This window comes from Dyadobacter sp. HNCC25DJ187 (genome assembly GCF_056895255.1).
This window is the reverse complement of sequence record NZ_JBXHAT010000002.1, coordinates 1,762,931-1,787,457: the sequence shown is the minus strand read 5'-3', so window position 1 is coordinate 1,787,457 and position 24,527 is coordinate 1,762,931. Positions and strand designations below refer to the sequence as shown.

Here is a 24,527-nt window from a genome sequence, read left to right as displayed (position 1 = left end):
CGTGTGTTTTAATTAACAATTTGGTAACATTGCATCGGTAAACAATCAGTAGTTTTGCCTTAAAATTGGTGGCGAGGAAAATTGAACTTAAACAGGCAGCTATTGAGCCGAGCACTTTCAAAACCTGCTATTTACTTCATATAACTATACTTTCTTTATGTTTGGTCTGGAAACCGACATTTTTATTCTCCTCGCTTTCAGTATCTTAGCGGCTTGTGCTTTCGAATTTGTTAATGGTTTTCACGATACAGCCAATGCTGTGGCTACCGTGATTTATACCAATTCCCTGAAGCCTAATATTGCAGTAATGTGGTCTGGGTTCTGTAACTTCCTCGGTGTATTTTTCGGCGGTATTGCAGTGGCCATGGGTATTGTCAATCTGCTTCCTGTGGAAATGCTGATTGACCAGGATGTATACCATAGTATAGCCATGGTGTTTGCACTTCTGTTCAGTGCGATCATCTGGAACCTTGGAACCTGGTACTTCGGATTGCCGAGTTCAAGCTCTCATACATTAATAGGTTCTATTTTGGGTGTAGGTTTGGCATTTACGTTTATGCCTGAGAACACAATGGGAGCAGGTGTGAACTGGACAAAGGCCGAAGAGCTTTTCATGTCTCTTTTAACCTCTCCGATTTTTGGTTTTGCGCTTGCAATCATCATCATGTTCATGTTGCGCAGACTATTATCCAAGCCGCTTCGTGATATTGTTTTCAGCGAACCTAAGAAAAACCAGCCTCCGCCGATGTGGATTCGTGCTATACTGATTACGACTTGTACGCTCGTAAGTTTTTTCCACGGATCCAATGATGGACAAAAAGGTGTAGGACTTGTGATGTTGATCTTAATTGGTATTGTTCCTGCTCACTTTGCACTGGATAACAGCGTTAATCCGGCAGAAATGAGAGGTGATCTTGTCAGAATCGAACAAACAGTGAGTCGTATTGACTCTTCTAAATTGTCGGCAACAGACCGTACGAAGCTGCGTTCCATTCATCAGGAGATAGCAGCTCTGAATGCAGAAATCAGCAAACCGCTTGTAGATAAGAAATTGCCGTTAGAAACACGTATGAACGCCCGTCGTTCATTGTTGTTGATCAGTCGTAATACCAAGACAATCCTTGATAATGGAGATGCAACACTGAATACTGAAGATAAAGCATATTTGAAAATGCAATCAGGAAGCGAAAAAGGGATCAGACGATATACGGACTATGCTCCTGACTGGGTGATTCTGATGATCTCGCTGTCACTTGGTTTGGGAACAATGGTGGGTTGGAAACGTATCGTAGTTACAATCGGAGAAAAGATCGGTAAGCAGCACCTTACTTACGCGCAGGGAGCATCTGCAGAGTTGGTTGCCGCAAGTACAATCGGTGTTTCGTCTTATCTGGGTCTGCCGGTAAGTACCACGCACGTTCTGTCATCTGGTATTGCTGGTTCGATGGTAGCCAGTAAAGGCGTTAAAAACCTTCAGGCTGGTACAATTCGTAATATTGTAATTGCATGGATACTAACACTTCCTGTAACAATGTTGTTGTCAGGTACATTATATGCTTTCTTCCGTTGGATATTTTAGGATAAAAGTTAAGTAATTAAGAACTCAGAGGAGTTAAGGATAAGTCGCATAAGCTGCGCCGCCTTAATTCCTTTTTCTCGTTAAGGCCTGTCCGTTATACATAGTAATATTAAATATTTTATAGCCTCATAATTAATTGATGAGATTGCGTGTTACTTTAACTTTTTCTCACTTCTTAACTACTATAACTTCTTACCTTCTCTCACTTCTTTTGCTTTTACAACAGTTATTATCGTACTTAGACGTGGATTTTTAATCATAGGAAAAGCCAATTATTCACCATAATGACAAAAATTGAAGAGCAGGTAAATCGTTACGGTTATGTAACGGAGGCCATTGCAGAAGATATTGACCTGATTGCAGAAATTAACCGGCTGAAAAAGGAAAAGAATGCGGTAATTCTCGCTCATTATTACGTGAACGAAGAAATACAGGATTTGGCTGACTATATAGGTGATAGTCTGGGTTTGTCTCAACAGGCTGCGGCCACAGAGGCAGATATGATCGTTTTTTGCGGCGTGCATTTCATGGGTGAGACGGCAAAAGTACTCAGTCCGCATAAAAAGGTGGTTATTCCTGATTTGAATGCCGGATGCTCACTGGCGGATTCTGCTCCTGCAGATAAGTTTGCAGCTTTCAAAGCACAATATCCTGATCATATTGTGATCAGCTATATCAACTGTTCAGCTGAAATTAAAGCACTGACAGATATTGTATGCACGTCTTCAAATGCATTACAGATTGTAGAAAGTCTGCCGAAAGATCAAAAGATTATCTTCGCTCCCGATGCAAACCTTGGGCGTTATGTTGCTCATAAGACTGGACGCGATATGGTGCTTTGGGACGGAGCGTGTATTGTTCATATTGATATTTCAAAGGAGAAACTTGCACACCTCAGACAAGAGCATCCTGATGCATTATTAATTGCCCATCCGGAATGTAAGCAGGATATCCTTTTACAGGCAGATTTCGTTAGTTCCACAACCGGACTTCTCAAATTTGTGAAGGAATCGGATCATAATAAATTTATCGTGGCAACCGAAGCGGGTATTTTGCATAAGATGAAACAGTCGGTGCCGGATAAAAAATTAATTCCTGCGCCTGGTTCAGATAACAATACCTGCGCATGTTCGGAATGTCCGTACATGAAAATGAATACGCTGGAAAAAGTATATAATGCCTTGCTTTACGAACAGCCTGAAATTTTCGTGCCGGAAGATATCAGGGTAAAAGCGTATGCGTCTGTAGCACGAATGCTTGAATTGAGTAAGGGAATTTAGAAGAAATAGTTAAGAATTTAATACGAGTTATAGTACGAAGTGTGTCTGAGTCCGGAAGGGTCTGATTCAACAGTCCGGTCATCGTCCCGAGGATGAGAAATTAGTGTAGCAAAGCCGGATAGGCGTTAATTTTTTTGCGCAGAGCAGCGCTCTGTGTTTTGAAGGAATAAAATAAACAAGTAAAACCACCAATTGTAAAAAATGCCTCAGTTCGACTTTCTGATTATTGGTTCCGGTATAGCCGGACTCAGCTACGCAGCCAAACTTGCACGACATTTTGAAGCGGCGAAACAGGATATTTCAATTGCTGTCATTACGAAGGTTCAGGCGGATGAAACCAATACAAAGTATGCTCAGGGGGGAATTGCGGTAGTTTGGGCTGAATCGGATTCGTTTGAAAAGCACATCCAGGATACGATGGATGCAGGCGATGAGGTGAATAAGAGAAATATAGTTGAAATAGTGGTAACCGAGGCGCCTGAACGTATTCAGGAATTAATTGACTACGGAACCCGGTTCGATAGGGAAACAGGTGGAGAATACGATCTTGCTAAGGAAGGTGGTCATTCTGATAACCGGATTTTGCATTTTAAAGACATTACCGGAGCGGAGATCGAAAGAGCACTGCTCGAAGAAGTGACCCGTCATAAAAGCATTCAGATTTTTACACATTACTATGCGGTAGAACTCATTACTCAGCATCACTTGGGTGAAACAGTTTACCGGTATCAGGAAGATATCAAATGCTTCGGCGCGTACGTCCTGAACCGCCAAACAGGAGAGGTTGAAAAGTTTCTTTCAAAAACTACGTTGCTGGCTACAGGCGGAATAGGTAATGTATATCAAAGCACAACAAATCCTACTATTGCTACCGGCGACGGTATAGCCATGGCTTATCGGGCCAAAGGGATATGCGATAATATGGAGTTTATCCAATTTCACCCTACCAGCTTTTACCAACCCGGCAAAAAGCCGTCGTTCCTGATTTCGGAGGCGGTGCGTGGATTTGGTGGTATTCTTAAAAGGGCGGATGGCAGTACCTTCATGGAATTATATGACAGCAGGCTTTCGTTAGCGCCACGTGATATCGTAGCCAGAGCAATAGACTCGGAAATGAAAAGGAATGGGGTGGATCATGTCTATCTGGATGTACGCCACTGTGACTATGAAAAATTTGTAGAGCATTTCCCGAATATCACACAATATTGCCTTGATGCGGGGATTGACATAAGAACAGATATGATACCTGTTGTACCTGCTCAGCACTATATGTGTGGCGGTGTACGTGTGAATGAATGGGGCAAAACGAATATTAACTTTTTGTATGCGGTAGGTGAGTGTGCTTGTACCGGACTGCATGGATCTAATCGGCTGGCATCTAATTCGCTGTTGGAGGCGGTTGTATTTGGGCATCGTGCTTTTGTCAGCACGATTTCCAGTATGGATGAAGCTGTTGTTCCGGATGATATTCCTGAATGGGATGATTCCGGTACTACCCATCCTGAAGAAAATGTGCTTGTTACGGAAATGACCCGTGAGTTAAATAGTATTATGTCTAACTATGTGGGTATTGTCAGGACAGATCGCAGGATGAAACGCGCCTACGATCGTCTTGAACTGCTGCATCAGGAACATGAAGAATTGTATCGGGAATCAAAGGTTTCAGTGGCTATCTGTGAGCTCCGCAACATGATTTCTGTTTCTTATCTCATCATCAAAATGGCCATGGCACGTCGCGAAAACATCGGTTTGCATTATAATGCGGATCATGTGAAGGCATAAAAGACTCGCTGGGTTTAAAGAATGTAAAGGGCTTTTGTTTAGTAGGATCTCCGATTCACTAAATAAGAGCCTTTTTCTTTTATGAGCTCTTCGGATTTACGGCCCTTATTCTAATAGGATGTATTTAATAGTTACATGGATTTAATATATCTATAGTTACTTATTGTTTTATTTTAATAAATAATTGAAATTTGCTAACAATGTGACTTATTATTACAAAAATTACAAATTTTTGTATCCTAAGGTGAGTAAAATTGCAAATTTTGCACTTATACGATATGTAACTGTAAGTATCAAGTAGTTAGATCGGGTTCTGCTTATATGCGGGCAGCTTTACTAATTGTTCTTACGGAGATGAAACACACGTCTTGTCACGATTTGAAAATGTCCGATTTGAACTCAACGCCTCCAATCTTTCCTCGTCTCTCCAACTCTATCTACTGTTTTAGTTTTCTATTTGTTCCACTTTTTCCCTGAGTCAGTGAGCGGCTCAGGACACAATGACTCTATTTTTTTCTAACAAATCACTAATTAATCTATGAGAATGTCTACCAGATGGACGTGTCGTGATTCAGCGCGGTATGTCTTTTCTCTTTTGCTCATCCTGATGACAGTTGTAGGGGCTTATGCTCAAAATGCGGTCAAGGGTGTTGTGAAAGATGACCAGGGGCAAGGGCTGCCTGGCGTGAGTGTTGTTGTGAAAGGAACCACAGCAGGAACAGTTACTGATATTGATGGTAACTACTCTGTGAATGCACCTAATGACAACAGTATTTTGATTTTTTCCTACATCGGCTATCTGACGCAGGAAATTGCTGTTGCAAGCAAGTCGACGATTGATGTTGTGTTAGCATCAGATGTGAAGTCACTCAGTGAGGTTGTTGTGGTAGGGTATGGTACTGCCAAAAAAGCGACATTAACAGGTTCTGTTACAGCGGTAAAAGGAACTGAACTTGAAAAAGCACCTGCAGCTAACCTTTCTAATACCTTAGGCGGTCGTTTGCCGGGGATTTCTGCGGTGCAATCGAGTGGAGAACCGGGTTACGATGGTTCCGCTATCCGTATTCGTGGAACTAACTCTTTGGGAAACAGCAATGCGCTGATTGTAGTGGATGGTGTTCCTAATCGAAGTGGAGGTTTGGATCGTATCAATCCTGCAGATATAGAGAGTATCTCCGTTCTGAAAGATGCAGCGGCGGCTATTTACGGATCGCGTGCAGGTAATGGGGTAATTTTGATTACAACCAAACGTGGTAAGTCGGGTAAGCCTCAGTTGTCATACGATATGAATTTTGGTGTAAGTCAACCCACCCGTACGCCTCAGATGTCTGATGCCGCAGAGTATGCTACGATCAGAAACGAATTGCAGATTTATGACAACCTGCCTGTAGGGCAATGGAGTGGTGCACTTCAAGGGTTTAACTCTACCGGTCAATATACAAGAACGGACAATGGTAGTGTTGTGAGTGCCGTTTTTAAGCCGGAAGATATGCAGAAGTTCCGTGATGGAAGTGATCCTTTACTGCATCCTAATACAGATTGGTATGGCTCGGTACTGCGTAATTGGGCTCCTCAGCAGCGCCATAGCGTACAGCTCACAGGTGGTAGCGAGAACGTGCAGTATCTTGCTTCGTTGGGACACATCAATCAGGCTGGTTATTACATCAATTCTGCGACAGGTTACAAGCAATATGATTTACGTATCAATCTTGATGCCAAAATCAATAAGTACGTAAAGGCTAACCTGGGCGTAACATTAAGAGAAGAATTCCGTCATTTCCCAAGTGGTGGAAATGGAGCTGGCGCTATTTTCCGCATGCTGATGCGTGGAAAACCAACCGAAATTGCAATCTGGCCGGATGGAAGACCGGGGCCGGATATCGAAAATGGTCAGAACCCGGCAGTTATTACAACCAATACTACTGGTTTTAATAATGATAAAAGGGACTACATACAAACCAATGGAGGTCTGGAAATTCAGATTCCCGGTGTAACAGGTTTGAAGGCCAACGTGATGGCGGCATTGGATAAGCAACACCGTAGAATTAAAAACTGGGAAACGCCATGGTCTTTGTATTTCTGGGATAAGCAATCCTATGAGGCTGACGGTGTAACTCCTGTACTTAACGGTTCGGTTCGTTCTACCTTCGCAGATCCCCGTTTGACTGAGACGTCCTCTCAGGAGCTATCAATCCAGTTGACTGGGCAGATGTCGTATGATAAGTCTTTTGGTTCCCATAACTTCAATGTAATGGCTGGTATTCAGAGAGAAACAGTAGAGGCGGATGGATTCTTTGCGTATCGCCGTTATTTTATATCTCCGGCTGTAGCCGAGTTACTCGCTGGTGCTGCTGCTGAACAGAATATTGGAAATAATGCTCCGGATTTATATAAGAGAGCACGTTTGAGTTATTTCGGTCGTGCAGGGTATAATTTCAAAGAGAAATATATAGCTGAATTCCTATGGCGTGCAGATGCCTCATACATTTTCCCAAAGACAGGTCGCTGGGGATTTTTCCCGGGTGTTTCGGCAGGATGGCGTATGTCCGAGGAAGGCTTCTGGAAAAACAACATCCGTGCTGTGAACAATGTTAAATTACGCGGTTCATGGGGACAGATGGGAGCAGAGCCTTATTTCCTTGGAACGGAGACATTGGCTGAATATCAATATTTGTCTACGATGGGTTTTGGGAATTTCGTACTGGGTGATCAGGTTGCCAAAACTTTGTTAGAAACCCGGATTGCAAATAATGCTTTTACGTGGGAGGTTGCTAACAATATGAATATTGGTATTGAAGGAACATTACTGAATGATAAAATAGCTTTTGAATTTGATTATTTTATCAATAACCGCTCCAAAATGCTAATTCCTAAGGCAGGATCTACTCCTTCATCTGTCGGAATCGATGGCCGCCTTCCACCCCAGAACCTGGGCCGTCTGCAGAACAAAGGATGGGAATTTAAAGTGAGCTACGATGGAAATGCAGGTGATTTCACGTATTCGATAGGAATCAATGGGGGTTACGCTAAAAATAGAATTAAATACTGGGATGAAGTGCCAAACGTGCCGTCCTACCAAAGAACCACCGGAATGCCGTATCAATCATTCCTGGTGTATCAATTTGACGGAGTATACAAAGACCAGGCTGCAATCGACTCGGATCCGCTGGATTACAGCGCCATTGCGACCAATCTGAGACCTGGTGACATGCGGTTTAAAGACGTGAACGGTGATGGGGTTATCAACGCTGACGACCGTGTTCGTACTGAAAAAGTACAACGTCCATGGTTTACAGGTGGTGCAACAATTAACCTGGGATATAAGTCATTCGATCTTTCTATTTTGTTTCAGGGAGCAACAGGTGGGCTTCAGGTTGTAGGTTTAACCGAGTCTGGTGATATTGGTAACTACCTGAAATACGATTATGATCACCGCTGGACGATTGATAATCCTACCGATCAATATCCAAGGCTAACAAACCGTAACAATCGTTACTATACCAATGTGGATCAGGCGGGTATCAACAGTTACTTCCTGAGAAGTACTAATTATCTGCGTTTGAAAAACATTGAGATAGGGTATAATCTGCCTTCTGAATTTGGTGCTAAACTAGGACTTAGCAAATTCCGCTTGTATGCCAATGCACTGAACCTGTTTACTATTGATAAAATTAAGGTTTGGGATCCGGAATCCACCAACACGAGCGGCCAGTATTATCCGCAGTCACGCATTGTCAGCGCCGGTTTACGTGTAGCATTTTAATAATTGATGATTATGAAATTGAAATATAAAAATATAGTTCTTATCGCATTGTTGGCTTCTGCCGGACTTACAGCGTGTGATACTGATTTTCTTGACGTTACGCCGCCGTCAGAAATTCCTGCTGATGAAGTATGGAAGGACGGAGGATTATCTGAAGGTTTTGTTACGGGAATCTATGCCGGACTTCAGCAGGGGGGCCTGGGAGAGCAAATGCTGGCTTCTTTATCTGATGAAGCTGTTTTTACGCATACTGGTCGTAACATCAACACGATTAATGAGGGGAGTTTGAGTCCTTCGGTTACGGGTTGGGTAGACGATACGTATGGCTGGGGACCCATGTACACCCGTATTCGTGCCACCAATATTGCCATCCAGAATCTGGCGACAGCTACGTTTAACAATGCAACACTTAAGGATCGTCTGCGTGGAGAAGCTTACTTTTTGAGGGCTTATTATTATCAGCAATTGCTCCGCTATTACGGTGCAGTACCACTCATTAAGAAGGTTTACGAGTTGAACGAGGACTATACAGCGCCCCGAAACACGTATGAGGAATGTGTCAATTCAATCGTGAATGACTTGGATAGCGCAGCAATCTTTCTGGAAGGAAAAGCGCCGGTTACCGGCCGCGCAAATAGAACAGCAGCACTTGCTTTGAAATCGCGTGTATTGCTTTATGCAGCCAGCGATCTGCATGATGTTCCAACTGCAAAATCAAAGTCGACTGTGCTTGCCGATTATGATAATCCTGAATTTTTCGGATACCTTTCGGGGAGTCGTGCTACACGCTGGACAGCAGCTTTGAATGCAGCAAAAGCAGCATTGGATGCGAGTACTGGTGGTTATAAATTAAATCTTACGGCTCCTGTAACGGCTGAACAAGGTAAGGCCAATTACGTGGCTATATCCATGGGTGGAGGTAGTGCGGATCAAAATATAGATGCAACCGCCGCAACAGAACTTATTTTTGCCCGCTACTTTACACCGGCATTCAATGAGCCTGCACGCCAGACCGGGCTTCATAATGGTCCAAACGGTTACCATAACTGGGCAGGTAATACACCTATCGGTAACCTGGTAGATGATTATGAAATGAGAGATGGAACTAAGTTTTCGTGGGATAATCCTGCTCATAAAGCGGCTCCATATACCAACCGTGACCCTCGCTTTTATGCAACCGTTTTGTACGATGGTGCAGATTGGAAACCACGTCCATCCGATGTACGTGACCCTGCCAATCAGATTCAGACAGGTGCTTATGATCTATTGAACGACGCGAATGCCTTGGTTACACGTCATGGATTGGATACCCGTAACAGTACGGTTGAAGATTGGAATGGTAGCCGTTCAGGCTATTATATGCGTAAGTTTATTGATCCGAATCCGGCTTTGTATGACAATACGGACCGCCAGGATATTCCATGGCCAATTCTTCGTGTAACGGAAGTAGTTTTCAATTATATAGAAGCGAGCATTGAAACCGGCAATGAAGCGGATGCACTTCTCTGGCTGAACAGAATACGTTTCCGTGCAGGTATGCCTGCATTAAGAGCTACAGGCGCTGCTTTAAAAGAAGCGTATCGCCAGGAAAGAAGGATTGAAATGGTGTATGAGGAGCAACGTTATCACGATGCCCGCCGTTGGATGATCGCACCAACCACTTTGGGCGAAACGATGACATACATCAGCGTTGTTGGAAAGTTCAAACCCGGACAAACTATGAAAGAGCCGTATCGGTACAACCCTGCTGTGTATACTTACACTTATACGCCGGTAGAGGAAACAGCACATGAAAACCGTACTTGGCTTGACAAAATGTATTTCCGTCCCATTCATCGTGATGAAATGAATAGAAACAACAAGCTCATTCAAAACCCTGACTACGGTATCTAGGTCTTATATTTATTGAATTTTTTGAAGCTATGCCTGACATTCTGAGCATAGCTTCTTTTTTTATGAGGCACAAAAAATAGTCTATTTAATCAGGAGTTTTTCCTCCTCTTACTAAAGTTTTAGTGAGTAACCACCGGATGCATGGAGATTTTTTTGACTTGCATTTTTAAAAGTGAATCTGCCCAAAGGGCTTAAGATTCCGATCATAACTGAAAAAATAATATGTAACTAAATGTATACATTAAGGGCACAAAGTGCCTTGTTATGTCATAAAGACACTTTTGTTAAATTTTAATAAAAATTTGTACTAATGTCTGTTTGTAATTTTAAAATTTCTGATTAACTCTGCATAAGAATTAGCTGTAGACAACATCAATTCTAACTTACTCCTAACAAATTATGAACAAAACTTTTACTTCTGACAAGATTATCCAACATCACACATTGTACATTCTTCATCACCTTCACCTAAGTTTTAAGGGCATGGAATCGACGGTATGATTGTCGTATTGCACCCTACATTACATCTAACTAAAAGCCTTCTTTTTATTCCTTATTAAGAGTTTCGGGCTTACCTATTCACATTCCTTTTTATCAGAAAAATTCACGAGAACTGTCGCCTGACTTGCATTCCTGTGTATTAACGCTATTGCCGTATACTTAACCTTTGCCTATGATAATATAAAAACAATTTCCATTACCTCTGAACTCCTTGTGAGGCAACGACCGATATTTTTTGGTGGGTGTGTTTTGTTGTGCCCATTTGACTGACTTAACGGTTAATCTAAACTATTTTAAACTATCATTTATGAAGAAAATTATTTACTTGAAAAGGCTATGTCCTCCAGCCAGCGTGTGCCTGGCTATGATGTCAATAGCTGTAGCACAGCCATTTACGGTTGGGGCGGCCGGCATAACAAAAGTGTTGGCAACTCATTCATACGCTGAGATCGTAGTAAAAGGGAAGGTGACCGAAGAAAACGGAACACCATTGCCAGGTGTGAGTATACTGATGAAAGGTACCAACACTGGTACCACTACGGATGCCGCTGGCGAATATAGCATCACAGTTCCGAACGCTGAGGCTATTCTCGTATATAGCTACGTTGGTTTTTTGAAACAGGAAGCGACAGTGGGTAACAGAAATTCGATCAATATAACACTCGCCGGAGATTCACAGGCACTGAGTGAAGTGATCGTGGTAGGCTACGGTGAACAGAAAAAGGAAACTTTAACAGGAGCTGTAACAACAGTGAAAGGTTCTGATATTGTAAAATCACCTGCTGTTAACGTAAGTAACAGTCTAGCCGGGCGCTTGCCTGGGGTAACCCTTGTGGCCCGAAGTGGTGAGCCAGGTCAGGACGGATCTACAATTCGTATACGCGGGATGAATACATTGGGTAACAACGACGCCCTTGTGGTAGTGGATGGTATTCCGGGTCGTTCTCTTGATCGTATAGACCCCAACAGTATCGAAACCATTTCTGTTTTGAAAGATGCATCTGCTGCGATTTACGGAGCTCAGGCTGCTAACGGAGTTATTCTGATCACTACGAAAAGAGGTAAAACCGGTAAGCCGACCATTACATTCAATGCCAATCAGGGATTCAGTCAACCCACGATTCTGCCTAAAATGACGAACTCGTCGGAGTATGCGCAGGCGTTGAATGAAGTGGATCTATACAGAAATCGTCCGCCACGTTATTCTTCTGAAGACATTTCCAAATTTGCAGATGGTTCAGATCTGTGGAAGTATCCGAATACGGATTGGTTCAAGGAAATATACAAAGACTGGTCTGGTCAGCATTTCTATAATGCAACTGTATCCGGTGGCGGTGAGGCTGTACGCTATTTCGTATCTCTTGGTACAAAAACACAGGATGGATACTACAAGAATAGCGCGACTAAGTACACGCAGCATGATTTCAGAACAAACCTTGATGCAACTATTACCAAGAATGTAAGTCTTCGTTTCGATGTATCGGGTCGTATGGAAGACAAAAACTATCCTACGCGTACAGCCGGAGATATCTTGTGGATGGTGATGAGAGGTAAGCCCAATATGCCGGCGTATTGGCCAAACGGTGCCACCGGTCCAGATATCGAGTACGGAAATAACCCGGTAGTGGTAAGTACCAACCAGACTGGTTATGACCGTGATAAGTGGTATGTCTTGAACAGTACATTGCAGTTGAATGTCAAAATTCCCTGGGTTGAAGGACTTTCATTTACAGGTAATGCAGGGATAGATAAAGGTTTTAATTTCAGAAAACGTTTTCAGACGCCATGGTATCTGAACTCCTGGGACGGAACCAGCCGTGATGCGAACGGACAACCAATATTGGTTCGCGGTAAAAAAGGGGTAGGGGATCCTAACCTTACGCAATACATGGAAGATAAGCAGGACATTTTGCTGAATGGGTATCTGAATTACGACAGAACAATCGGAACCAACCACATCGTGAAGTTCCTGGTAGGTAGTGAAAGAAGAACTGGTAATGGTGACAAGTTCAATGCATTCCGCCGCTATTTTGTATCTAATGCGCTGGATCAGCTGAACGCTGGTGGCGATGCGGAAAAAGACAATACAGGAACTGCTTACCAAAGCGCAAGGCTTAATTACTTCGGGCGGGTTAACTACAGTTTCAAAGAAAAATACCTGATGGAATTTGTGTGGCGCGTGGATGGATCTTATATCTTTCCGGAAGCAAAACGTTTCGGATTTTTCCCTGGTGTTTCCGCCGGATGGCGCGTTTCGGAAGAAAGCTTCTGGAAAAACAACATCAGATTTGTTAACCAATTCAAACTTCGTGCTTCTTGGGGACAAACCGGTAACGACCGTATAGAAGAATGGCAGTATCTGGGTACATACGGATTCCAAACTCAAAACATGGTATTCGGCACCAATACGGAAGCCAAGACATTGGGCGAAACCCGTATACCAAATCCTAACGTAACATGGGAAGTGGCCAGCCAGGGAGATATCGGTTTTGATGCGAGTCTGATGAATGATCGTATCAACGTCACTTTTGATGTATTCGACTATCGCCGCTCCGGGTTGCTATGGAGAAGAAATGCATCTGTTCCTACCACTACAGGACTAACGCTGCCAAGTGAAAATATCGGTAAGACTTCGAACAGAGGTTTTGACTTCAATGTTTCGTACCGTGGTGACGTGAAAGATTTGAAATACACGTTCTTTGTCAACGGAGGTTATGCAATCAATAAGGTGAACTTCATTGATGAAACACCAGGCCGTCCTGAATACCAGCAAGTGACAGGACATCCTTTGCCTACCAAGCCAAGTGATCCAAACGCGCCTTTCGATCCGGACCGCGACTTGTACTACCAGTCAATTGGTATCTTCAAAGATCAGGCTGCTGTTGATGCATACCCACACTGGGGAGGAGCCCGTCCTGGTGACGTAATCTTCAAAGATGTGAATAATGATGGTAAAATAGATGCGAACGACCGCGTTCGTAACTACAAAACAGATGTACCCCGCTTCCAGGGTGGTATCGGTGCTAACCTGATTTTCAAAGGTTTCGATCTTTCCATTCTATTCCAGGCGGCTACCGGTGCACTTCGTTATCTGTCTCTTGAAAGTGGTGATTTCGGAAACTATTGGAAAGAAGATTTCGACGGTCGCTGGACTCCTGACAACATCAATGCCACCAAGCCACGTGCAAGTAACAGAAGCGATGAGTACTGGAGATCGCAGCGGAATACACATCTGCTTTATAACACCAACTATGTGAGGTTGAAAAACCTTGAATTTGGTTACACCATACCGATGGGACTTACCACCCGTCTTGGTTTGCAGAACGTTCGTTTCTATGTGAATGGAAATAACCTGGCTACCTATTGCCCTGGTCTGAAAGGATTTGATCCTGAAGATAACAATACAGGTGGTATCAACTATCCGCTTGCCAGGGTTGTAAATGGCGGTTTATCATTGACTTTTTAATTGATTATACATGAAAAAGATAATAGCTATTTTAACAGTAGCGCTGAGCCTTGGCAATTTGACTTCCTGTAATCAGGATTTCCTTGACAAGCAGCCGCAGGATCAGTTTTCTGAAGATGCAGTATGGAATGATGCAGCACTGATCCAAACATTTATTAACAATACTTATCGTGGACTAGGCCATGGTTTTAACAACGTGATGTTCTCTACTTACAGTGATGAGTCTATGGCTGTATGGGGACCGGTTGTGAACGTAACCAAAGGTCTTATCAATGCCAGCGATATCAATGACTGGGCTTATGACCGTGCTGCCTATTACGTGTGGGACAATGTTTATAAGAATATACGTGCAACAAACCTGTTCTTTAGTAAAATTGAAAGCGCTACTACACTGGACGCTGCTACCAAGAACATGTATATGGGTGAAGAACATTTTATCCGTGCGTATCTCTACCACAATCTGGTATCAGTGTATGGAGGTGTACCTCTGGTTACAAAAGCGTATGGCCTGGGCGAAGAATATTCCATGCCTCGTAATACATATGAAGAGTGCATCAAGTTTATTGCTGATGAATGCGATAAAGCGGCTGCTTTGCTACCCGAAACACAGTCGGCTGCCAATGCGGGACGTGCTACCAAGGGCGCGGCTCTCGCACTAAAATCACGTACGCTTTTGTATGCAGCTAGTGATCTGTATGCCAATCCAACCTGGGCAGCAGGCTACGCCAATACAGAGTTAATCGGTTACAAAGGTGGCGATCGCACTGCAAGATGGAGAGCTGCCAAAGCTGCTGCAAAGGCGGTAATCGATATGGGTATCTATAGTCTGAATGCACCGAATCCTGCTACATTGGCTGAAGCCTCTAAAAACAGAGCCGATATGTTTGTCTCGAAGGCATCACCTGAAGATATACATGTACGTTATTTCCTAGCCAAACTGGATAATGACGGAGCATGGCCGGGGCGTTCCAATGGCCCCAATGGTTACCATAACTGGGGTGGTAACACACCGCTTGGTCAGCTGGTTGATGATTACGAAATGAAGGACGGTACTAAGTTTTCCTGGTCGAATCCGGCGCACGCAGCTGATCCGTATGTAGGTCGTGATTCACGTTTGTATGCTGATATTCTGTTTGAAGGTGCATCTTGGAGACAACGTCCGGCTGACGTAATTGACAAGGATCCTAAGGGTATCATTCAAACGGGTTATTGGGAAAAATGGAACGCAACAACCTCAAAAGTTGAAGTGGTGGCCGGACTTGATACCAGAAAAGGACCCATTGAAGACTGGAACGGTACGTATTCAGGTTATTATCTGAAAAAGTTTATGGATCCTGCTGTGGATGCACAATTCTTCAGATCTGAGGTGCCATGGAGGTTTATCAGATATACCGAAATTTTGATGAATTACGCAGAAGCGTGCATCAACCTGGGAGAAGAAGCGGAAGCTAAGAAATATCTGAATATGATCCGCAAGCGTGCTGCCATGCCGGATATCACTGAAACCGGTGCAGCACTTGTGAAGCGTTATCAGAATGAGCGTCGTATTGAAATGGCTTATGAGGAACAACGCTTTTTCGATGTACGCCGCTGGATGATAGCTCCAACAGTTTACTCAAATGCACGTGGTGTAGAACCAACTTACAAGCTAAACGCCGATCGTACAACCTCGGCAAAGGCTACTTACAAGATCATTGAAGTGCAGGAACGTAAATGGGTGGACAGGAACTATTTCCTTCCTATCAAGCTGGATGAGATGAATAAGAACAACAAGCTTATTCAAAATCCGGGGTATTGATATCGAATTAAAATGATAAATTAAGAATTAAGAATGGGGTGTGCTAATCATTTGGATTGGTACACCCCACTTGATGTAGCTCCAGAAATTCTTTGGTGTAATTGTAACCAATATCAAAAAGCACTTTCGTTTTTCTGAAATCAAAGGTGTTGTAATTGTATAACTCAGGTGCTTCGATCAGCATGTCGCAGCGATCCAGACTTGCTTTTGCCTTTCCTCTCATGGCCAGCCTGAAACTTCTGTAGGTGATCTGATGAATGTGGGAAGATGTTTTACCAAACGCGATCGGATTACAATGGATGCCGATCAGATAATCCACTTCATTTTGAATTGCATTTACGGGAAGGTTGTTGAAAATGGCGCCGTCAACCAGTTCTCTTCCCTGAAATTTGATTGGCTTGAATAAGCCCGGTAAACAACAGGATGCCAGTACCGGTTTAGCCAACTCACCGGTTTTAAAACATACTTCTTCTCCTATCTGTATGTCTGTTGTGGTCACGGCTAGTGGTATTTTAAGCGATTCGAAAGTGTTTTCGGGAATATGCTTAAAAAGTATCTTTTCAGCATGCTCAATGTTCAGCATGCCACCTGTGCTAAATCCAAAACGCAGGAACCTGAGAAATTTGGTTTGGATAAAAATATCAAGGATATCATCTGGCGAATATCCATAAGCAAGCAATGCACCTATAAACGCGCCCGCACTTGTTCCACTGATTTTGTCAAATTGTATTCCCTTTTCCATGAGTGCTTTGATTGCACCGATATGGGAAATTCCTCTGGCACCTCCACCGGATAGAACAAGTCCTGTTTTTGTCATTTGAGTTTAATTGATATTTGAACGCAGAGTTAATTGAGTTTAACGCAGCGTTTCGCTGAGTTTTTGATACTAATCTTTCTTAACCCCTTTAAATCCTCCGTGGTTCTCTTGTTTTCTCTGTGGTTCTCCGTGTAACCACATTTACCCCTCACACAAAATCACTCAGCTTTCCTCTTTCTCTTATCCGGATTCCTTTTTCCGTGTGCTCCACAACCGCCGCTTCGTATAACGGATCGTGCTCGAAAATCAGTATATGGTTTTCATTTGCAGCAGAGTGAAGCACGCGTTCTTTTTCCTCCATCGTGAGCAAGGGGCGTACATCATAACTCATCACCCAGGGGAGGGGAATGTGGAATGAGGATGGAAACAAGTCCGCAGCATATATGATTTTCTGATCACGGTATTGGATTACAGGTAATATCATTTGCTCCGTATGTCCGTCTACATGAATAAAACTGATGTCGTCAAAAGGAGATGTTTCTTCTTTGATGTAATTCAGCTGACCTGATTCTTTAATAGGTAGAATATTTTCTGTCAGGAATGATGCCTTTTCCCTCGGATTGGGATGGGTAGCCCAGTCCCAGTGTTTTTCGGTTGACCAGTATTTTGCGTTCGGGAAAACAGTTTGTAATTGGGTTCTATCCCGATTGTATTTGACAGCACCTCCCACATGATCAAAATGCAGATGCGTCAGGATTACATCCGTAATTTGTTCAGGACTAAATCCTTTCTCACGAATAGAACCAAGTAAAGTGGCATCCCCATGCGAGTCATAAAAGCCGAAGAATTTTTGATCTTGTTTATCTCCTAATCCTGTATCAACCAATATCAATTTTTGCCCATCTTCAATGAGCAGACAGCGCATTGCCCAGCTACACAGATTCTTCTCGTCGGCAGGATTGTGTTTGCTCCATAATGTCTTGGGAACCACGCCAAACATGGCTCCGCCATCCAATTTGAAGAAGCCGGTGTCGATGATATGAATTTTCATAGGGTTATAATTAAATTAAATCGTCCTTCTTTCATAGGTTTGCAAACCAACATACGCTAACATATCATAATTTTCCCAATTAACGACTCTTTTTCGGGCATTTATTGTCCTATTTCTATGCGTATTTCTACTATAAAAAGATCGGATTTCGGCGTTATAATTGTTGGATTGATGTTGCTGTCTGGTGTGGCAACCGGCCAGAAAACACCTGTTGAGTATGTCGAAACCCGAATTGGTACGGCACCGTCGACCACCGAAAGTGCAACACATCACAGCGAAGCCGGTAGTGAGTTGAAAGGCCAGACCATTCCCGCAGTCGGCATGCCACATGCTATGACGCAATGGACTCCGCAAACCCGGTCAACAGAAACAAAATGCATTGCTCCCTATTATTTCAACGACACTACGTTCCAGGGCTTCAGAGGAACGCACTGGCTGAATGGCTCTTGTGTACAGGACTACGGTACATTGACGGTAATGCCTTTATCTGGCGAGCTCAAAATAAATCCGGAATTGAGAGCATCCTCGTTCTTGCATGAAAAGGAGAAAACAGCACCCGATTACTATGGGGTGTACCTGGAAGATTATAAAATTAACGCGGAAGTGACTGCTCTGTCACGCACAGCTATGATGCGCTTTCGGTATGAAGGAGGTGAGGATAATTTTATTATCATAGAGCCTAATAGTGATGAAGGCGAGGGTTACGTCGAAGTGTTTCCTGAGAAGGGTGAAGTAATAGGTTATAATCCTGTGCATAGGATTTATCAGGGATCCGGCCAGCCTGCCGGGTTCAGTGGCTATTTTGTACTTAAGTTCGATAAAAAAATTACCCAGTTCGGTGTATGGAACGGTGATACGATCGTGCCGGGAGCCAGAGAGATCACGGGCAAGGGTAATCGTGAAAAGTTGGGAGCCTATATCGGGTTTGGCGTAGCCGGGCAGGTTGTGCAGGTTCGCATCGGAACATCCTTCACCAGTATTGAGGGGGCGAGGCTGAATCTGGAAAAGGAATTGGCTGGAAAGTCCTTCGAAGCGGTTCAGAATGATACAAAAAAGCGTTGGAATGCTGCCTTGGGTGTGGTACAGGTAAGCGGAGCAGAGAAGGATAAGACTTTGTTTTACAGTGCCCTGTACCGGACGAAATTGTCGCCACGTCTTTTTTCGGATATAGATGGGAAATATCCTTCTTTCGCAGGAGGTACTCCGGTTCAGCAAGCAGATGGGTTTGACTATTACTGCGATTACAGCATGTGGGATACTTTCCGGGCTGCCATGCCTTTGCATCATTTACTGGAACCGAAGCAGTCGGGAGATATGATGCAGTCACTGGTGAAAAAAGCGGAACAGGGGGGATGGATGCCCATTTTTCCATGCTGGAATCAATACACCGCAGCCATGATTGGTGATCATTCTGCATCGGTCATTGCAGATGCATACGCCAAGGGTATTCGTAACTTCGACCTCAATTCAGCTTATACCTATTTACGCAAAAATGCCTTCGAAGCCAATTCTGATCGTAAAAGTTATGAGGAAGGTAAGGGCAGGCGTGGTATGGAATCCTATCTCAAATACGGTTATGTCCCGCTGGAAGACAGTGTGTGGCAGGCTTTTCACAAGCGTGAACAGGTAAGCCGTACCTTGGAATACGCTTATGACGATTTCGCCTTGTCGGTCCTGGCCAAAGGTCTGGGGCATGCAAAGGACGAAGACGTTTTACAGCAACATGCATTGAATTATAGAAATGTGATTGATCCTTCAACCGGATATGCAAGAGGAAGATATGCTGATGGCAGCTGGATCAAATCCTTCGATCCGTTTGCGAAGCGTTCTCCGTTTATTACTGAAGGTTCACCGGCTCAGTATACCTGGTTTGTTCCCCAGGATGTGGCCGGACTTGCAAAGATCATGGGTGGAAATAAGGCATTCACCAATAAACTGGATACCCTTTTTGAACAAGGACATTACTGGCATGGTAATGAGCCTAATCATCAGATTGCTTATTTGTATGCGTATGCCGGTGAGCCATGGAAAACGCAGAAATGGGTGAGAAAGATTATTTATGAAGAATACGATACAGGAATGGGTGGTTTGAGTGGAAATGAGGATGGCGGACAGATGTCAGCATGGCTTGCTTTCAGCATGATCGGTATGTACCCGGTTGCACCCGGAACGCCTGACTATGTATTGGGAAGTCCGGTATTTAAAGAGGTAAAACTGCAAACCGGAAAAGGGAAACAGTTTGTGATTGAAGCGAAAAATGTTTCAGACAAAGCTCCCTATATACAATCCGCGACACTGAACGGGAAACCTTTCAGCAGAACGTACCTCTCTCATCAGGAGCTGACAAAAGGCGGGAAACTGATATTGGAAATGGGCTCAGAGCCAAATAAGAAATGGGGAGCCGATCCGAAAGACGCTCCTGCTTCGCTGTCTAAATGATTTAAGGTTACACAGAGAACCATAGAGTTAATAAGAGGTTCACAGAGAATTTATTATGCTCTGTGAACCTCTTGTTTTTTCATCGCGACGGGGCGTAAGCTCTCCATACCTCAATATTATAAATCATCTCTGTGGCTCTCTCCTCATCTTTGTGCACCTCTGTGTAACGAAAAAACTCCGCGTTTAAATTTCGCGGATAATCTAATTTTTTGATTCTTCCCCCCGATGCCATAATTTCACAGATTGTATTGCTTCCGGTTTGCCGGGATTAACTATCATCAAACATTGTATGAAAAAATTATGGTTTTGCGCCGGGCTGGCAGTGATGTCACTCGTAGCAAATGCACAAACAAACCTTTCTGCAGAACAGCTGTGGAAATTGGGAAGAGTATCGGCATCAGGTATTTCAAAGGATAAGAAATATGTGATCTATTCTGTGGGGACGCCGGACCTGGAAACCAATAAAACCAACCGGAAAACGTATCGTATACCCGTAACTGGTGGTACGGCAGAGGCGATCGAAAATGCAGATGAAATATTGGTCAATGATCGTATATCACCCGATGGAAAGCACATCATCAGCAGCGCTCCGGTACAGGAAATTGACATCACCGGAGCGGATAAATACAAAGATCTTCCCAAATCTGACGCATATGTATTCACTTCACTGAATTACAGGCACTGGGATACCTGGGAAGACGGTAAATTTGACCATGTATTTGTAGCTCCTTATACGAATGGAAAGGCGGGAGAGGCGAAAGATATCATGAAAGGTGAAAAATTTGACTGTCCGCAGAAGCCATTCGGGGGAGATGAAGATTTTATCTGGAGTCCTGATAGTAAGAAGGTATTGTATGTTACCAAAAAGAAATTCGGGACGGATTACGCCGTGAGTACCAATACAGATCTGTTCGAATACGACGTTGAAAAGGGAACTACCAGAAATCTGACAGAAGAGAATAAAGGCTATGATGTAGCACCGGCTTACAATGAAAAAGGCCAGCTAGCCTGGCTGCAAATGAAAAGAGACGGCTACGAAGCCGATAAGCAGGATCTGGTGGTGAGTGATGGCAAAGTGAAACAAAATCTGACACAGCAGCGAGACGACATCCATGTAGATGGATTCAAATGGGCAGAAGATGGCCGTACATTATTTTTCTGGGCTGCTACGGATGGAACAGTTCAGTTGTTTAAAGTGAATTATCCGGGACTTACAAGAATGGCTTCCGTGATCACACAAATTACAAAAGGTGATTTCGATATTGGCGGAGTCCACGGTCAGATAGGTAATACCCTGATCGTTTCCCGTACCGACATGAACCATGCTGCTGAATTATACACCGTTGATATTGAAAGCGGTGCCATGAAGCAGCTGACACATGTGAACGACGATGTATACGCCAATCTGGGTTTGTGTAAAACAGAAAGGAAATGGGTAACTACTACGGATGGTAAAAAAATGTTGGTTTGGGTAATTTATCCTCCGGGCTTTGACCCGTCAAAAAAATATCCGACACTGTTGTACTGCCAGGGTGGACCTCAGTCTGCATTGACTCAATTCTATTCTTATCGTTGGAATTTTCAGCTCATGGCCTCACAGGGTTACATCGTAGTAGCGCCAAACCGCCGTGGTATGCCCGGGCATGGAACCAAATGGAATGAGCAGGTGAGTAAGGATTGGGGCGGACAAGTGATTAAAGACTACCTCAGTGCAATCGATGCAGAAGCAAAACAGCCTTATGTAGATAAGTCAAGACTTGGTTGCGTAGGTGCAAGTTTTGGTGGCTTTTCTGTATTTGCATTGGAAGCGCAGCACAATGGCCGTTTCAAAACTTTTATATCACACGATGGCGTTTTCGATTTCAGAAGTATGTACGGCACTACAGATGAAATGTTCTTCGAGAATTGGGAAAAGGGAGGCAATTACTGGGATAAATCGAATGCGGTTGCACAACGCTCTTTCAGCCAGTCGCCCAGTAATTTTGTGGATAAATGGAACACCCCTATTTTTATTATTCAGGGTGGAAAAGACTATCGCGTTCCCATTGAGCAGGGGCTACAGGCATTCCAGGCGGCTCAGTTGAAAGGAATCAAAAGTAAGTTGTTATATCTTCCTGAAGAAAACCATTGGGTACTCAATGCCCAGAATGCCATTGTCTGGCAACGGGAATTTTTCAGCTGGTTGAAGGAAACATTATAAGTTGCCGCTGCGACAAATTCAGTATTTAAATTAATAGAAAATGACCTGTGTCGGTACAACACAGGTCATTTTTATGATGTTAACTCTAAGCAAGCTTCGATGTTAACTTATAAGCTCTCAATATAAACCACAAGACTGGTAAGGTCCTGATTGATAGAGCGGATCGTGGATTGCATCTGGTTGATCATGGACGAGCGTGTTTGAAAATCATCAGCACGATAAATACCTCCACTACCGAAAATAAGATTTTGTTTACTGCCATTCGTTTCTCCTTCAAACTCGAACTCAATCCATCTGTTTTTAATGCTTTGCGCCAGTGTTTTATCACCTTTGTTACTAAACTGTTTTTCGTTCAGCATTCTCCAGACAAAACCTGGGTAATCCGCATTTTCATCTGTTTCTGCCCATATTGACCGCAAGAGATTTCGTTCGTGAAGGAATTCGAACTGGTGTGCCCTTGGGTTTATGGTAACTGCTCCCAATCCGGCACTGATTAAACCACCACCAACACCAATTGCCGTCTGCGCGCCATCACCGGAAACAACCACGGTAGCCACAGTAGTTAATGCAGCCACAATCACCGAAGCAACTGTGTAATTACGATCTCTTTTATCATCCAGATTCTCCAGATAGGCTCCAGCCATATCTGCCCGTTCGCCTTCGCAGTCCAGCTCAGCTGCTATTGCCTGTAATTCTGTTTGTGCTATACGTATCCTTCCGTTTATACTCTGTAACAAGGCGAGTCTTTCGAGTGTGAGCGAATCTGCTCTTTTATTTGATCGGTTTATTAATTTGTCTACTTGTCCGCTAATCCCCAATATCTTGCACATGAGTTGATCATGTGCGTTGAGTTTCGTTTTCGACAGATCAACAAAACGAGGATCGTTCCACAAATCTGCAGAAGATTGATACGCTACATTAGGAGTGCAATAACTATTTTTAAGCCCCACCAGCTTTGAGCCGGATACTTTGATAGTCGTGCTGCAGGAGGTGAGCCCCACCAATGCTGAAATAAATAAGCAATAGCAGCTTTTTCGGATTAGGTAATGGATTGAAAACTTCATGCAACGCTATCTAATAAAACTTTGCCCGACAAACTTCATGACTTCTGGCAAAGCCGTACGCCAGTAAGTCCAGGTATGCCCACCGTCTCGTACACGAAATTCGTGAGGAACGGCTTTGTCGATCAGTGCGGAGTGAAGTGCCATGTTGCCTTTGATCAGGAAATCGTCGTCACCGCAGTCTATATAGTACTTCACTGATTTTAGTTTATCCACAGGTGTAGTTTCAACAATTTTAAAAATGGAATTACGATACCAGTTTTCTGTAAGGCGGTCTTTACCTGGAGCCGCTTTTCCGAAGAGTCCGGCAAATAGTCCGTCCCAGCGTTCGGCGGGCATGGCAGATATGTCATCGTCGGTCCAGAATGCCCCGCTCAGGGGAGCTGCAGCTGCAAACATATCCGTGTGCTTGAGTGCCATAATCATTGTTCCATAGCCTCCCATCGACAAGCCGGCAACGCCTCTGAACTCTTTCTTCGGACGGGCTCGGTAGGTGGCTTCAATATGCGGGATTAATTCGGATATGAAAAAATCTTCATACTTCTGTTTTCCATCCGCATTATTGATATAAAAGGTCACACCCGCATCTGGCATGACGATAATCATGGCAGGAGCAATTCCGCTTTTAATGGTTTCATCGGCGATACGGCCCGCTTCACCAAACTGTGTCCAGCCGGTTTCGTCATCCGTGTAGCCGTGCAGCAGATAGAGCACCGGATAGCTTCGGTTTGTTTTTTCGTAGTCGGCCGGAAGGTATATATTGTATTTGATTTCTTTCCCCATGGCCTTACTCTTTACAAGCAAGCTTTCCTTAATCGTTCCCTGGCCAAAGGATGCAATGCTTATCAATAAGAATAGGATAGTAGCAGCTTTTTTCATGTGATTTCCGGGATTTGAGAATGAGTAATTTTTGTAGATAGTTTCAGGGTTAATATTGTATGATTAAACGTTAATTTT

13 protein-coding genes are annotated in these 24,527 nt (G+C 43.6%); 9 read left to right on the top strand and 4 right to left on the bottom strand.

All coding sequences use genetic code 11. The features are described from left to right. The first annotated feature begins 157 nt into the window (after positions 1–157). The 7 genes from AC1XUE_RS18340 to AC1XUE_RS18310 all read left to right on the top strand — a co-directional run bounded on the left by AC1XUE_RS18340 (position 158) and on the right by AC1XUE_RS18310 (position 16,062). On the top strand, positions 158–1,579 hold the full coding sequence (locus tag AC1XUE_RS18340; protein ID WP_483357440.1) for an inorganic phosphate transporter: 1,422 nt from the start codon (positions 158–160) through the stop codon (positions 1,577–1,579). A gap of 284 nt (positions 1,580–1,863) precedes the next feature. Continuing rightward, positions 1,864–2,859: a quinolinate synthase NadA gene (gene nadA / locus AC1XUE_RS18335; protein WP_483357439.1), complete on the top strand. Its 996-nt coding sequence runs from the start codon at positions 1,864–1,866 to the stop codon at positions 2,857–2,859. Positions 2,860–3,060: 201 nt separating this feature from the next. Continuing rightward, positions 3,061–4,641: an L-aspartate oxidase gene (gene nadB / locus AC1XUE_RS18330; protein WP_483357438.1), complete on the top strand. Its 1,581-nt coding sequence runs from the start codon at positions 3,061–3,063 to the stop codon at positions 4,639–4,641. Between the two features lie 607 nt (positions 4,642–5,248). After that, positions 5,249–8,404, top strand: a complete 3,156-nt coding sequence (locus AC1XUE_RS18325; protein ID WP_483358010.1) for a SusC/RagA family TonB-linked outer membrane protein — start codon at positions 5,249–5,251, stop codon at positions 8,402–8,404. A 12-nt stretch (positions 8,405–8,416) separates the two neighbouring features. Next, positions 8,417–10,297 (top strand): RagB/SusD family nutrient uptake outer membrane protein, encoded by a 1,881-nt coding sequence (locus AC1XUE_RS18320; protein WP_483357437.1) that lies wholly within the window; start codon positions 8,417–8,419, stop codon positions 10,295–10,297. 808 nt (positions 10,298–11,105) lie between these two features. After that, positions 11,106–14,264 (top strand): SusC/RagA family TonB-linked outer membrane protein, encoded by a 3,159-nt coding sequence (locus AC1XUE_RS18315; RefSeq protein ID WP_483357436.1) that lies wholly within the window; start codon positions 11,106–11,108, stop codon positions 14,262–14,264. A gap of 10 nt (positions 14,265–14,274) precedes the next feature. Beyond that, on the top strand, positions 14,275–16,062 hold the full coding sequence (locus tag AC1XUE_RS18310; RefSeq protein ID WP_483357435.1) for a RagB/SusD family nutrient uptake outer membrane protein: 1,788 nt from the start codon (positions 14,275–14,277) through the stop codon (positions 16,060–16,062). A gap of 43 nt (positions 16,063–16,105) precedes the next feature. Here the strand turns inward: AC1XUE_RS18310 and AC1XUE_RS18305 are convergent, their stop codons facing one another. Together AC1XUE_RS18305 and AC1XUE_RS18300 are read right to left on the bottom strand one after the other, a co-directional pair. After that, on the bottom strand, positions 16,106–16,879 hold the full coding sequence (locus AC1XUE_RS18305) for a patatin-like phospholipase family protein (protein ID WP_483357434.1): 774 nt from the start codon (positions 16,877–16,879) through the stop codon (positions 16,106–16,108). Positions 16,880–17,027: 148 nt separating this feature from the next. After that, positions 17,028–17,870, bottom strand: coding sequence for an MBL fold metallo-hydrolase (locus AC1XUE_RS18300; RefSeq protein ID WP_483357433.1), 843 nt, complete (start codon positions 17,868–17,870; stop codon positions 17,028–17,030). A gap of 117 nt (positions 17,871–17,987) precedes the next feature. Here AC1XUE_RS18300 and AC1XUE_RS18295 point away from each other — a divergent pair, with 117 nt between their 5' ends. Both AC1XUE_RS18295 and AC1XUE_RS18290 read left to right on the top strand, forming a co-directional pair. Next, positions 17,988–20,309, top strand: a complete 2,322-nt coding sequence (locus tag AC1XUE_RS18295) for a GH92 family glycosyl hydrolase (RefSeq protein ID WP_483357432.1) — start codon at positions 17,988–17,990, stop codon at positions 20,307–20,309. Positions 20,310–20,598: 289 nt separating this feature from the next. Continuing rightward, a complete protein-coding gene (locus AC1XUE_RS18290) occupies positions 20,599–22,509 on the top strand; it encodes a S9 family peptidase (protein ID WP_483357431.1) in 1,911 nt (636 codons plus the stop codon). Positions 22,510–22,616: 107 nt separating this feature from the next. Here AC1XUE_RS18290 and AC1XUE_RS18285 read toward each other — a convergent pair whose 3' ends face one another. Together AC1XUE_RS18285 and AC1XUE_RS18280 are read right to left on the bottom strand one after the other, a co-directional pair. Next, positions 22,617–23,573 carry a hypothetical protein gene (locus AC1XUE_RS18285; RefSeq protein WP_483357430.1) on the bottom strand — a complete coding sequence of 319 codons (957 nt, stop codon included), beginning with the start codon at positions 23,571–23,573 and terminating at the stop codon, positions 22,617–22,619. 6 nt (positions 23,574–23,579) lie between these two features. Continuing rightward, positions 23,580–24,449, bottom strand: coding sequence for an alpha/beta hydrolase (locus tag AC1XUE_RS18280; protein ID WP_483357429.1), 870 nt, complete (start codon positions 24,447–24,449; stop codon positions 23,580–23,582). Between the last annotated feature and the right edge of the window lie 78 nt (positions 24,450–24,527).

Coding starts and splice junctions, on each gene's coding strand:
- AC1XUE_RS18340 (WP_483357440.1), top strand. CDS start 158: ATGTTTGGTCTGGAAACCGACATTTTTATTCTCCTCGCTTTCAGTATC.
- nadA (WP_483357439.1), top strand. CDS start 1,864: ATGACAAAAATTGAAGAGCAGGTAAATCGTTACGGTTATGTAACGGAG.
- nadB (WP_483357438.1), top strand. CDS start 3,061: ATGCCTCAGTTCGACTTTCTGATTATTGGTTCCGGTATAGCCGGACTC.
- AC1XUE_RS18325 (WP_483358010.1), top strand. CDS start 5,249: ATGACAGTTGTAGGGGCTTATGCTCAAAATGCGGTCAAGGGTGTTGTG.
- AC1XUE_RS18320 (WP_483357437.1), top strand. CDS start 8,417: ATGAAATTGAAATATAAAAATATAGTTCTTATCGCATTGTTGGCTTCT.
- AC1XUE_RS18315 (WP_483357436.1), top strand. CDS start 11,106: ATGAAGAAAATTATTTACTTGAAAAGGCTATGTCCTCCAGCCAGCGTG.
- AC1XUE_RS18310 (WP_483357435.1), top strand. CDS start 14,275: ATGAAAAAGATAATAGCTATTTTAACAGTAGCGCTGAGCCTTGGCAAT.
- AC1XUE_RS18305 (WP_483357434.1), bottom strand. CDS start 16,879: ATGACAAAAACAGGACTTGTTCTATCCGGTGGAGGTGCCAGAGGAATT.
- AC1XUE_RS18300 (WP_483357433.1), bottom strand. CDS start 17,870: ATGAAAATTCATATCATCGACACCGGCTTCTTCAAATTGGATGGCGGA.
- AC1XUE_RS18295 (WP_483357432.1), top strand. CDS start 17,988: ATGCGTATTTCTACTATAAAAAGATCGGATTTCGGCGTTATAATTGTT.
- AC1XUE_RS18290 (WP_483357431.1), top strand. CDS start 20,599: ATGAAAAAATTATGGTTTTGCGCCGGGCTGGCAGTGATGTCACTCGTA.
- AC1XUE_RS18285 (WP_483357430.1), bottom strand. CDS start 23,573: ATGAAGTTTTCAATCCATTACCTAATCCGAAAAAGCTGCTATTGCTTA.
- AC1XUE_RS18280 (WP_483357429.1), bottom strand. CDS start 24,449: ATGAAAAAAGCTGCTACTATCCTATTCTTATTGATAAGCATTGCATCC.